Below are 12,148 nucleotides of genomic sequence, written 5' to 3' on the forward strand. Positions count from 1 at the left end.
CAACTAACCGATTTGTAAATCGAGTCCGACAGAATATGGAGGGACAATGGGTTCACTAATCTTTTTCCCTCGTTCCATCAGAAGTTCCATCTCTTTACGAATCTCAATCAGTAAACTTTGGATGGCTTCTTTTTTGTTCGACTGGTAAATTTCGAAATATGGCGCCAAAGAAAAAGCAGGAGCCACAACTACATGAGCAACCCTTGCTCTTGCTTCCGTCTTTCCAAAAATATGTTTTTCAAAACTACAAATCCATTCCATCAAACGTTCTGCAGACGGCCATTGGATTAAATTTTTGGGTTTGGTAATGATAAAGGCGTACGCTGTGTCCACCAATTGTTTGGCTCTACGAATGTTTTGATCGGTAAGATTTTTAGGTGTAGAAGAAAGAGGAGCTCCAGCAGCCAAACTATCCAATGTCATAAACAACAATCGAATTTTTTGAATGGCATTGTCTGATTCATGAAACTTCACGTTTAAAATGGAAGCTGCAAGGTTGAGAGCTGTATGCCTTGCCCGACCCAATCGGTAATCAAAATCCTTTCCATCGGTCTCCGATCTTGGAATTCCCAATTCAAATTCGGTTTCTTCCAACATCACGCGACCAACAGTTAAAAACCGACGAAGCAGTGTTCGTCCACCGGGATAAAGTTTGAGTTTGCGTTCAATCCGAGAAAGAGAAGATTCAATGTCCGCAAGGATAGAATCCCTAGAACCAGAGATTCTATATTTCACAAAACTCGGTTGGATCCATAATTCTGCCTTGGGATCTTTTTCCAAAGCAGCCTCGAGTCCCCAAAAGGAAACTTGAGCCACACCAGGCATAAACGAAACCAAATTGTCGTTTTCACCAGAAACCATTCCTTCCGGATACATCACTAATTTCCCATTAGATTCAGCTAATATTTGTTTAGCGGTCTTGATCGCATTTCGATTGAGAGTTCCTGCAATGACAGAAAATGCACCCACTCGTTTGATGACCTCACCCACCAAACCAAAGGCCCAATTAAAAATACTACGGGAGGTCATAAAGTGAAATCTCGTTCCAATTTGATTCGCAACATAATAAGCAATGATGGGTTCGATTTCGCTTGGTTGGTTGGATAAATACATCACCCTTTTGTTTTTGATTTCTTTTAGATGGAGTTCATCTTCTTTTGCAATTTCTACTCCATCAATATTGAAGAGAAGTTTGGAAAGAATGGGGAAACCTAAGTCGAGTCCTAAAGCAAAGGGAAATTCAAAACGAGGAGGAATAAAAGAATCTTTCATACAATTGTCTAGTTAAGATAAGACGAACCCCTTTGCGAATACGAGCAATTATTCGTGGATGTATCCCCAGGTTTCTAATATTTTTTTTACCTCTTTACCCATCTCACGTTGTACTTCAGATTCTCTGGTTCCACTAAAGGCACCATCGTTATACACCCAAGGTAAAGGAGAAGATGGGAATCCTTCAGGTTGTCTTTCCGAGACAATCAAATCTTCTAAATGATGTATCGACTTTTGATATTCCAATCCATACCTTCCAAAACGAACAGGAATCGTTTTTCCATTACGAGAAAAACTAAAGTTGGCTCCAAGTTCTGGATTCACAGTTTTGAAAATAACTTCTTCCCCTTGGTTCCCCTCGGAAACTTTTGATTCCCTTTGCAAAGAAACTGCTTTTGCTGAACCGGAAATTAGTTGGACCGCATCAGAAACTTTCCAATCATAAATGGATCCTTGGACATTTAAAGAAAGGAAATCACGGCATAGAGATTCCGAACAAGGGGGAATCAAAATTCGCAAATGATTTCGTTTTAAAAAATTCTCACGACGAAAGTCGGCTCTAACAATCTGCAAAAGAGAATCTCCCTCAGGCAAAGGACTAAGGTTGAATTTTTCCTCTGGGTCTTTTTTTAAATCATACAATTCTTCTGCCATGGTATGGGGTTCACCAGCCGATGTTCGCCTAACTGTCGTAAATCCTGGATACCTGCGAATGTATTTATAATTTTCTGTCCGAACCGATTCCGACATCCTGCCTTCGGTATAAATAAAACTTTCTTTTGGACAAACATTTGTCATGCGAATGCAAGTGGAATAATCGACACCTTGGTAGGTGGATTCTTTGGGTAATAAATCTAAAAACCCGAGAATGGTGGGAGCGAGCGACAACAAAGAAGACTGGCCGGAAATTCGGATTTGTCCCCCATTGGCCACACCCGCCATTTCCGATTCCAAGTTTTCCTTTAGGGACTTAGGAAGTTTGATAAAATAGGGAACATTGATTTCCTCATCGTAATGAGTTTCTCCATGACCAAACCGAGTTTGCATGATAAAATGATAACTATAATCATGATGGGCACTGAATAATTCCCCATGATCACCAGTTACGATGATCATGGTTTCATCATAAGTTCCTTGTTTTTTTAACGCATCCACAAGCCGTCCAATTTCACGATCTGTATAATGCATCTCCCCTAAGTATCTTTGCACCGGAGATTCGTACCGATAAAAAACATCCGTTGGAACTGTAGAACGAACCACCGCCATATCCTCTGGAGGGGGAGAGTAAGAAGCATGAGGGGTATTCAAATTAAAATGTAAAAAGTAAGGTTTGTCTTTGTATTCGGTGACAAATTGAACCGCTTGGTTTGTGAGAATTTCCGTATCCACAATGTCCATTCCCACTTGAAAGGAATTATGAAATCCCAAATCCAAACCAACTGTGGTATAATCCAAAAAGAAAACGTTATTCATAATCGTTTGGGTGAAGTAACCCGCTTCACGAAAGGTTTTGGCTAAGTTGTCTCTATTTTTTCCATAATAAACTTTTCTTTGGTAGGGTTTTGTCGAAAACCAAGAATTCCCCAAACCAAGGTTAGATGAATATTCCGAATGGAAAAATGACATCATCGAAGGTTTGGTCCAGTTCCCATTCGCAAATGGATTTTCAAAAAATACCGATTCCTTTGCCATTTTGTCCATCACTGGTGTTACTGAATGTCGGTATCCATAAGATCCAAAAAAATCCTTTCTCGCCGAATCAATCACAATGAGAATCACAGACTTTGGTTTTTCAAGCCCTTGTTTTTCGGAAAGATTGCCCTCTTTTGGATATAACAAAGGTTCACCGACAAAAAGGTAACTATCAACACTCTCCCAAACCAACCGCAGGGATCCAGATTCCCCAATTTCTAAAACACTCTTTTTAGAATTCCATTTTTCCTTTACCGACCCAGTAAGATCCCATTCCTTTAGAAGTATTTCTCCTGAATAGATTTTGAACTTTCCCGAAACTTGGGTTTGGAATTCTGCACCACCTAACAGTCCAATCAGCGAAGAAAATTCATATTGTCCTTGGGGGACTTTGAATTCGTATTCCTGACCCGGTGGAAAAAAAAGAGAATCCAAGGAATGATTTAAAAAAATCTCTTTGTCTGTATTGAATGTGATTTGTGTGTTTTCCCATTTGCGAGAAAGAGGAAGACGGCTTTGGCGACCGGGATTTTTTTTCCAATGGTAGGGTAAGGGATCTTTAGAGACGGAGATTTTGGATTTAGCATTTCGTAACTCCAAAACCAAATCCACAGGGAAACGTCTTTCCGATTTGTTCAAACAGCCAAGGAGACAAAAACAGATCGTCAGGGCGAAAGGAACGGTCGCTCGCATATGGAACCAGTTTGGAAAACTGGTTTCCGACGAACAGGAAAAGTTCTTTCTTTTTAGGTTTCCATCGTCCATCCTTGACATCTATGAGTAATTGGGAACAAGCTTACTCCCGTGAGGAGTCTACCTTTCAAAACAAAGACGGCGGATCGATTTATTATCAAATCTATCGTCCAAAGTCCGGTGTCAAACGTGTGCTCGTTGTCCACCACGGAATTGGGGAACACGGAGGTCGCTACCAGTTTTTATTGGAAGCTATGGCGGAACGTAATTACGCCATCTACCTGATTGATGCCAGAGGCCATGGCAAATCGGATGGACGTCGTGGTGTCATCACACATTTTTCTGATTTTTTTGCTGACCTCAAAGAACTCATCGATATCGCCAAACGGAATGAAGGTGTTAGTAAAGTTACTTTACTTGGTCATTCCATGGGAGCAGCGGTCACCTTTCTATACACGGCCACTGACAACTATCAAAACGATTTAGATGCGTACATCTGTAGTGCACTTCCCATCAAAGTCAAAACAGACATCGTGATGGATATCAAAAAAGGTGCCGGCGGATTTTTAGCAAAACTAGTTCCTACCCTCACAGTTCCCACAGGTCTTGATGTGAATATGATTTCGCATGACAGATCAGTTGTGGAAGCCTATGTAAAAGATCCGTTAGTCCATGGAAATGTCGGAGCCTACTTAGGAGATTATTTACTTAACTGCTACACTCTCGCATTAGAATCGGCTACAAAAATCAATGTACCAATTTATATGTTCCATGGAAGAGAAGACCAAATCGCCCTGGTCCAAGGAACTTTGGAAGCCTTTGAAAAGGTAAACTCCAAAGACAAAACAATGAAAATTTTTGACGGATTGTACCACGAAACCATGAACGAACTTCCACAAGACAGAACTATCGTCTTTAAAGAGTTAGTTTCTTGGATCGATAAACACTAAGGAGATAAATGCCAATGGCAATAACCAAAGATATAGTTGGAAAAAAACTAGATCGTTTTGATTTCACTGTGGAACGAGGAAAGATCAAAGAATTCTGCCTCGCCATCAACGAAAAAAACCCAATCTATTTTGACGTAGAAGAAGCAAAAAAAGCAGGATACTCTGATGTTCCGGCTCCACCAACTTTCCCTACAGTCATTATGTTTTGGGGATACCCAAAGATTTGGAACGATATGGCAGAACTCGGTATCGACCTTTCCAAAATCCTTCACTTAAAAGAAGAGTATACGTATCACAAAATTCTGTATCCGGGCAAAGTGTACGCACAGTCCGAAATTTCTGACGTAAAATCAGGAAGAGCAGAAATCGTAACTTTCAAAACAACCATCTATGATGAAAAAAATGATCCCATCTTATCTGCAGAGATGGCGATTTTCATTCGTAAGGATTAATACAGGAGGCTAACAATGGCAAAAATCGAATTTGATAAAGTAGAAGTTGGTCAGACTCTTCCTTCTCTAGACATCCCTGTCATCGAACATGCAAACTTAGTTCGTTATGCGGGAGCATCTGGAGATTTTAACCCCATCCACAACGATCCTGATTTCGCAAGAAAAGCAGGCCTTGACGGAACCATCTCTCATGGTATGTATGTTATGGCACAAGTAGGAAGACTTTGTACTTCTTGGGCAGAACAAAAAGACATCGCATACTTTGGTGTGACTTTCAAAGCCATGACCAAACTCGGCGAAAAACTAACAATCGTTGGTACCATCAAAAAGAAATTTGAAAAAGATGGTAAAAAAACGGTAACTGTACTGGTAGAAGCAAAAAACGAAGCTGGTGAAGTGAAAGCCGGCGGAGATTTAGTCGTCAACGCAGTTTAAAAACAAAGTTCAAGTTCTTTTGTGACTTTCTAAAGTCTCATAAAAGAACAAAAACAAGAAAAAGGCATCTTTCGAAAGTTAGGTGCCTTTTTTATTTGGGTGTTATAACCTCTAATTTTTTTCTTGGGCGCCTCGAATCTAAGACACCACCAACATCCAATCGATTCAAGACCGCGCTATCCGTTGCAATCCTTCGCATAACAGATTGTATACTAAAATAGGATAAAGTCCGCGAAGGATTTCCACTCCTATCGCTGGCGCGGGGAAAGATTGGATCATTCAAAAATACTTCTAGTGATCTATTTTTTGGAGCCTATCTGCAAATTTTTAAGCTCTTTGTCATGTGCCGAAGAAAGTAAGAGATATATTACAAATTCTTTTTCAAGACGGTTGGTATATCATCGATCAAAAAGGTAGTCATATTCAAATGAAACATTCAGAAAAACCAGGGAGAGTAACAGTACCTTCGCACGGACTAGGAAAAGAAGTTGATATAAAAACAGAAAAAAGTATTTTAAAACAGGCTGGGATTGGGAAATAGAAAACATGAAATATATGGTTGAAATTGTGAAAACAAATACTGGATATTCTGCGCACGTACCGGACTTACCTGGTGTTTTCACCGTTGGTGATTCGTTGGAAGAAGTAGGAACGTTCATTCAGGAAGCCATCCAGTTGCACTTACATGGTCTAGAAGAAGATGGAATTACAGCACCACCTCCTAAAACAAACGTTATCTGGGTTGATGTATAACCCCTACTCCAAATCCTCAAATGGAATGTCCAAAACTTCAAACCCGGAACAGCCAGAAAAATCATAATGCCACCATTCGGTTTTGTTCACACGAAACCCATACTTAGCAAGGATGCTGATCAAAAGCGTACGGTTTTTTAAAATTTCTGGATCAGAAACCGGTGCTTCTGCCCAAGCTTCCTTTCGAAAGGAATCATATTCCGTTGGCATTGGAATTGTTTGTTTTGTTTTTAAATCCACCAAGCTTAAATCAATCGCACAACCTTTGTTATGCCTAGACCCAGTTTTGGGTGAGGCCACATATCTTGTGTCCCCAATGATTTCAAAAAATTTCACAGTGGCAGCATAAGGCCTGTAAGCATCAAAAATCTTAATCGAATAACCAAGTTTCGAAAACTCTTTTTGCGCCTCACCTAAAGCTTCTGCTACCGGTTTTCTGGCATATGCCTTGGCTTCTTTGTAGATAATTTGTTTGGTAAAGTTATCTGGTGTTGCATATTTGATATCTAAAAGGATTCCAGGGATCTTCTTTTCTAAGTTAATGAGTTCTTTATTTGGTGTTTTTTGAATCGAAAATTCATAAGCCTTTCGATCCAAAACATTGAGTTTAGTTTCGCTGGATTGAGAAACCAAAGATAAAAAAGGAAATCCCAAACAAAAGGCAATTGTCACTAGAACTAGTTTCATCATTTTCCTCTATCTAAGTTTCTAATAGAACTGGATCCTTTTGATTCTAGAAGTGGCTCATACATCATCCAAGCAGTATTTTCGGTTACCAACTCATCTTCCAAAATTTCTTTTGTATCTTTCAAAATTTTTTTTCTGCGAATGGTATTCCTTCTGGTATAACCTCCCCAAGGTTCTGCATGAAATCCGTGATAGGATTCATAAACTTGGTAAATGAAAGGAATGTCTACTTCGGAACGCCACTCCCCTTTTAAAAAATCATCTTCTATCCATAAATGCAATACAAATGGTTGTTTGGTTGTATTTTTGATTTGTAAGTCAATATAATTGTAAGACAAAGTGGCACCCGATCCAAATGGTAGAGTTCTTTCGGAATCCGGAAAGATATCAAAACTATGCCGCCACCGTTCCTTTACTTCCAAAGGACTATGTAAAGTCATCCAATAGATGAGGTTGGCCATTTGGCAAAGGCCACCGCCTGTGCGTTCTATAAAACTACCATTCCTCAGTTGCATCCCCAGCAAATATCCTTTGTGTTTTGTTGGTTTGCCCACAAGATACCAAAACGAAAAAACTTGGTTTGGTTGGAGAATGACTCCATCTAACTTGGAAATGGCAATACTTAGATTTACCTTCTTATTTTCTTGAAGATACATGGGTACGTCTTTGAGTCTGCGATAGATGGGAGAACTATGTTTAAAAATAGAAATGGGAAAGTTATGGGTTAACTTATCTAGGGATACTCTTATAGTTGCAAAGGATTTTCTTTCGAGAAACCAAACCAAATAACGTTTCCATTGGAAATAAATCTTACCAAAAAACAATCGAAGATTTCCTCGATTGGTCTTTCGATACATACCCGGAATGGATTTTTTTTTGAAACTAAATCCCATAATTTTGTTTTCTCTTCATAAAATCAGGACGCTGTCTGTAAGGATTTTTCCAAGACTTGGCGATAGATAGAAGTTTAGAATTTCTTTTTTCTAGCCACAAACGGTAACGTTGCCAATCTTTTTCTAAAACTAATTGATATTCACCTAAAGGTTGAACAAAGGAAAAAATAGGTAGATTTTTTTCATCCTTACTTGCAAGTAAATTCTCATAGCGAATTCCATACACAGCCCGGTAGATTTCTGTTCCTTTTGGTAATTCAGAAATTGCTTTTGTATCCGGTTCCCAAGATAGACAATCTTTTCGAAATTGGAAATGATAGTATTCGCAAAAACCATGGTGGGCTACAAGTAATCCATTGTTAGGTACGGAAGCCATTGATTCACCCGGTATCCACATTAAATCATAAGGATATCGAAATAGATGAGGACTCGTAAACAATGTAAAAATCCAAAAACTTGTACCGAGTGTCCAAATCAAAATTTGAATTCGATTCCAAACCACGAAAACTTGGGCCACTAAAACCAAACTCAAAAGAATTCTGTATTGTATGTCTGCAAAATGGAAGATAGGCAAGAGTAACATAAAACCAAAGAAAGCAATTGCCTTACGAATTTGGGTGAACTTCTCGTCACTTTTTCCAAATAATAAATACCCCCAGTCCCAGAGAATACCAAATCCAGCAATTCCATAAGCGGCCGTTAGTGGGAATATTTCAGTATCATTGTAAAACCTTCCATTCGGATCATGAGGAAGAAAAAAAGGCAAACTGAGAGAAAGGAGAAAAATGATTGGATAAAACTTAATAGATATTTGACTGAGAATCCAAATTCCGATACCCAGAACTCCCACCATTGGATGAAACCAAAAAGCCAATAAAAATAAAAGTACTGTGGCTCCCCACAGAATTCGATTCGTCCAAAAAGAAGACGAGGAAAATGATAAGGACGAATAAAAAGCAATACTAAGGATCAAAAAACCCAATGCCCAACTTTGTTTTGGATATAAAAATCCAAGTAACAAAACAACAAAACTGGGAAATACAAAAGTGAACTTAAATTCCTTTTGTAATAGAATCCAACGAGAGAGTATAATAGAAATTAACAACCAAACGGAAGTTAGAATTTGAAACAAAAATAAGGAGTGGTCTTGGATTCCAAAAATCTTTAGAAAAAGGGCAACGATATAAAAAACGGGAGAATGGTCTGGTGAATGTAATTTCCCTGTTTCTAATAGGGAAATTGCTTGAACACCATACCAATAAATATCCTTTCCGAACAACGGGATCAGTTGGAGATTTGGACTTTTTTGCCAATCATCTGCAATCCATTAGCAGACTTTTTAACAATAAGTGTATCACCAAAAATAATAGTAGATTCCGCACTTGTTGTTTCTGCATAGGGGCTATTCGAATCTAAACTTTGTGTAACAACCTTGTGATCCCGTCCAAAAATCTTAATTTTGGCTTCGGTGGGAGAAGCTTCTAATAAAACCCAGTTTCCATCCAAAACCCTTTTTTCTGATACATCCTCTTTCCAAATGACGAACGATCCATTAGAACGAAATACATAATCCAACCTTCCATCCGAAACATCACCAAACACTGCTTTATTGACAATGTTTGAAAGAATGGTATTCTTAGTTTTTGAAAGGATGGATTGTTTGAATTCATCAGCGTTTTTATCAACTACTGTAAATCGTTTTCCTTTTTCTCCGAGTAAAATAATCTCAGCGATCACAGTGTCTTTCCAAGTTTTTCCAGGTCGCACTTTTTGGATGGTGAATGTAAACTTTTTCCCTGATAAAGTTTTTGGGAAAAATATTCTTTGGCCACCTTGTTTGTCTGCAATTTTGATCGGAAAAGATTCGGATTCATTGGATACAGTTAGTTCGGTCACCGAACCATTTTTATAAAACAATGCATCTAATCTTTGATAACCGTTAAATATTTCCAAACCTGACAAATCAATGTTGTCTTCTAATTCAATTTGAAAAGATTCCCCTTCTCCATTTTCTTTAGCGCCTTCTACCCAAGCAAAATCAATACTTCCGTCAAATAATCCGTAAGCAGGATAATTAGGAAGAGTGCTACTTGCAGTCACCTCACCTAAAATAGGTTCCGGGTATAACACATCTAACTTTTTACCATTTTGAAAAAAAGAAACCGCTTTGATTCCGTTTCCTGAGTCTGGTAACAAATAAACAACATGAACTCCATTAGATCTTATTTTTTGAGGAGTATCTTTAGAGCAGTCAAAATTTGTCGCATAACTTCCATCTTTATAAAATGCAACGTAACCTTTTTTTTCTTGGCACTCAATGGAGATCTCACTAAAAAAGGCACGCCCATCTGTTTTTCCTGTTTGATTCCATTTTGTTCCGTTAGAGAAAAAAATTGTAATTCCATCTAAACTAGTTTCAGGTTTCCAATATTTGCCAGATTTAAATACATTAATGGGACTTGTGCCATCAGCAGAGGATGCTGCCTGGATTCGTTCAATTACGATGGAATTCTCAATCGAACTATTTTTACAAAATAAGATTATGAAAGCCAAAAAAATTAGAATTATTTTTTTCAAAAGATTTTACCTCGGCAGGTACAAAGAATTCAGAACTATTTCGACTTAGACAAGTAAAAATTTTACTTGATTGAGATCAGCCGAAACAATTTATTTTTCGTGTCGCATAGCAATCAAAATACGAAAGATGTTCCTATCCATTTTGACAAGTTTTCCCAGTTTGTAAGTCTTTATTTTACAAAGAAAAAAGAACAAAGAATCGGTAGACAAGGTCACAAACAATAGGATACATTGAGCATCTATTTGATGAAAGATCCAAAACTCGTACATCTTGACCCCAATGGGATCCGCCAACTTTTCCTGACTCATGGCAAAAAAATCAAACTAAAGAAAAAAGAAATTTTTGCAAAACAAGGCCTTCCGCTATTTAGCGTTGGTTTGGTTGGAACTGGAGGATTCAAACTGGTTTACAAACAAGGCAAAAAGGAATGGATCAAATCTTTTATCTTTGAAGGTGGGCTTTTGGGAAGTTTACCGAGCATTCTTGGACACCAAACAAGTAAATATTCCATCTTAGCTTTAGAACCAAGTGAAGTGTTTGTACTCACTGCAAATGTGTTCAAAACAAAAATGGAAAAGGAAAATCAATACAAAGACTTCCTGATCCAATTTCTATCAAATTTGTATTTGAAAAAAGAAGAACGAGTGGCCGATTTTCTACTCTTAGAACCTGAAAAAAGATACAAAAAGTTTATTCAAGAATACCATTCCGTTCTGGAAAGAATTTCCCAAATCGACCAAGCGGCCTATTTGGGAATTACCAACGTAGCTCTCAGTCGGATCAAAAAGAGGATTTTTGAAGATATTCGTTAATCGCACCTAAGTATAATTTGGTGAACTCGTCTCCTGAAAATGGATTCTGAGAAGTGACTAAATTTCGATCGCGAGTCGCATACCCACTTGCTGGAAATAAAGAAGATTCGTATTTCATTCCTCGTTCTATTAGTAAGTCAGAAATTTTTCTAACTTTAGGACTTCCTTTCATCACAAAGGTTTCAATAAACCACTCTTCTATTTTGGTAACAGAATTCACTCGATAACCTTGGAATAAAAATCCTTCTCCGTTTGTTCCGCTAGGAAGTGTGGTAAGTAAGGCAGGTGCATGGCATACAAGCCCGATGATTTTTCCTTGGTGATGAAAGGAGGAAATTAAAACGGGAAGGTTTTCATCATACAACAAATCGCTCATTAACCCTTGCCCACCGGGAATGAGTAAACTCAAATAACTTTGGTGATCTTTAGTAACGGATTGTAATGGGATGGGGTTTTGAAAGGATGGATGTGAATTTAAAAAACGAATAGCTTCTTCTTTTTCTTCCTTAGATTTCCAATATTTATCTTTTAAACTTTCAGGATCCAACGTAGCTTTTTTCCCTTCGGGTGTTGCAAATACAAAATCAAAACCAAAATGATCTAAAGCAATCATTGGATGATAGAGTTCATTCACGAATACTCCGGTCGGATGTTTGCGATTTCCATCTAACAAAAGTGTATTTGCGGCACTCATGACAATGAGAACTTTTGGTTTGGGTTTTGCAGAGATCGATGATTGTAAAAATACCAATCCCAGAAGCAAAATGACTCGTAACGCAGGACTAAAGATCCATTGAAAAAAATGGATCGGATTGGTTTTTAGAATTCTTTCTAAATGAAAAAAGGATATTATTTGATTCCTGATTGGATTCGACATGGAAAAACACTCACTTCTATTTTGAATTAGTTCCCTACCAAAAATAGAAGGGAA

13 protein-coding genes are annotated in these 12,148 nt (G+C 38.1%); 6 read left to right on the forward strand and 7 right to left on the reverse strand.

Translation table 11 applies throughout. From position 1 onward, the window contains the following. Positions 1-3: 3 nt before the first annotated feature. Together EHQ49_RS11705 and EHQ49_RS11710 are read right to left on the reverse strand one after the other, a co-directional pair. Positions 4-1,272, reverse strand: a complete 1,269-nt coding sequence (locus tag EHQ49_RS11705) for a lysophospholipid acyltransferase family protein (RefSeq protein WP_135579592.1) — start codon at positions 1,270-1,272, stop codon at positions 4-6. Positions 1,273-1,320: 48 nt separating this feature from the next. Beyond that, a complete protein-coding gene (locus EHQ49_RS11710) occupies positions 1,321-3,729 on the reverse strand; it encodes a sulfatase (protein ID WP_135580029.1) in 2,409 nt (802 codons plus the stop codon). A gap of 11 nt (positions 3,730-3,740) precedes the next feature. Here EHQ49_RS11710 and EHQ49_RS11715 point away from each other — a divergent pair, with 11 nt between their 5' ends. From EHQ49_RS11715 to EHQ49_RS11735, 5 genes are all read left to right on the forward strand, one after another. Beyond that, on the forward strand, positions 3,741-4,607 hold the full coding sequence (locus EHQ49_RS11715) for an alpha/beta hydrolase (protein WP_135579594.1): 867 nt from the start codon (positions 3,741-3,743) through the stop codon (positions 4,605-4,607). 14 nt (positions 4,608-4,621) lie between these two features. After that, the gene (locus tag EHQ49_RS11720; RefSeq protein WP_015681966.1) at positions 4,622-5,059 is read left to right on the forward strand and encodes an FAS1-like dehydratase domain-containing protein; all 438 of its coding nucleotides are present in this window, start codon (positions 4,622-4,624) and stop codon (positions 5,057-5,059) included. Positions 5,060-5,074: 15 nt separating this feature from the next. Next, the gene (locus EHQ49_RS11725) at positions 5,075-5,494 is read left to right on the forward strand and encodes a MaoC/PaaZ C-terminal domain-containing protein (protein WP_135579596.1); all 420 of its coding nucleotides are present in this window, start codon (positions 5,075-5,077) and stop codon (positions 5,492-5,494) included. 343 nt (positions 5,495-5,837) lie between these two features. Then, positions 5,838-6,035, forward strand: a complete 198-nt coding sequence (locus EHQ49_RS11730) for a type II toxin-antitoxin system HicA family toxin (RefSeq protein WP_135579598.1) — start codon at positions 5,838-5,840, stop codon at positions 6,033-6,035. Positions 6,036-6,040: 5 nt separating this feature from the next. Continuing rightward, complete coding sequence (locus tag EHQ49_RS11735; protein WP_135579601.1) at positions 6,041-6,247, forward strand: type II toxin-antitoxin system HicB family antitoxin; 207 nt, start codon at positions 6,041-6,043, stop codon at positions 6,245-6,247. A gap of 3 nt (positions 6,248-6,250) precedes the next feature. On the opposite strand, the gene EHQ49_RS11740 is transcribed toward EHQ49_RS11735, so the two are convergent. Genes EHQ49_RS11740 through EHQ49_RS11755 form a run of 4 tightly spaced genes read right to left on the reverse strand, consistent with a single transcriptional unit; the run spans position 6,251 to position 10,404 of the window. Next, on the reverse strand, positions 6,251-6,937 hold the full coding sequence (locus EHQ49_RS11740; RefSeq protein ID WP_425269857.1) for a M15 family metallopeptidase: 687 nt from the start codon (positions 6,935-6,937) through the stop codon (positions 6,251-6,253). Then, a complete protein-coding gene (locus EHQ49_RS11745) occupies positions 6,934-7,827 on the reverse strand; it encodes a VanW family protein (RefSeq protein WP_135579605.1) in 894 nt (297 codons plus the stop codon). Before EHQ49_RS11745 ends, EHQ49_RS11740 begins: the two co-directional genes overlap by 4 nt. Continuing rightward, positions 7,817-9,106 (reverse strand): hypothetical protein, encoded by a 1,290-nt coding sequence (locus EHQ49_RS11750; protein WP_135579607.1) that lies wholly within the window; start codon positions 9,104-9,106, stop codon positions 7,817-7,819. The genes EHQ49_RS11745 and EHQ49_RS11750 overlap by 11 nt, the downstream gene beginning before the upstream one ends. Positions 9,107-9,111: 5 nt before the next feature. Further along, positions 9,112-10,404 (reverse strand): discoidin domain-containing protein, encoded by a 1,293-nt coding sequence (locus tag EHQ49_RS11755; RefSeq protein ID WP_135579609.1) that lies wholly within the window; start codon positions 10,402-10,404, stop codon positions 9,112-9,114. A 246-nt stretch (positions 10,405-10,650) separates the two neighbouring features. Here EHQ49_RS11755 and EHQ49_RS11760 point away from each other — a divergent pair, with 246 nt between their 5' ends. Then, on the forward strand, positions 10,651-11,217 hold the full coding sequence (locus EHQ49_RS11760) for a Crp/Fnr family transcriptional regulator (protein ID WP_135580031.1): 567 nt from the start codon (positions 10,651-10,653) through the stop codon (positions 11,215-11,217). Here EHQ49_RS11760 and EHQ49_RS11765 read toward each other — a convergent pair. Further along, positions 11,186-12,094, reverse strand: coding sequence for a type 1 glutamine amidotransferase domain-containing protein (locus tag EHQ49_RS11765; protein WP_135579611.1), 909 nt, complete (start codon positions 12,092-12,094; stop codon positions 11,186-11,188). The genes EHQ49_RS11760 and EHQ49_RS11765 overlap by 32 nt on opposite strands. Positions 12,095-12,148: the final 54 nt, after the last annotated feature.

It is taken from the genome of Leptospira perdikensis (assembly GCF_004769575.1).
In the GTDB taxonomy this organism is placed as follows: Bacteria; Spirochaetota; Leptospiria; order Leptospirales; family Leptospiraceae; genus Leptospira_A; species Leptospira_A perdikensis.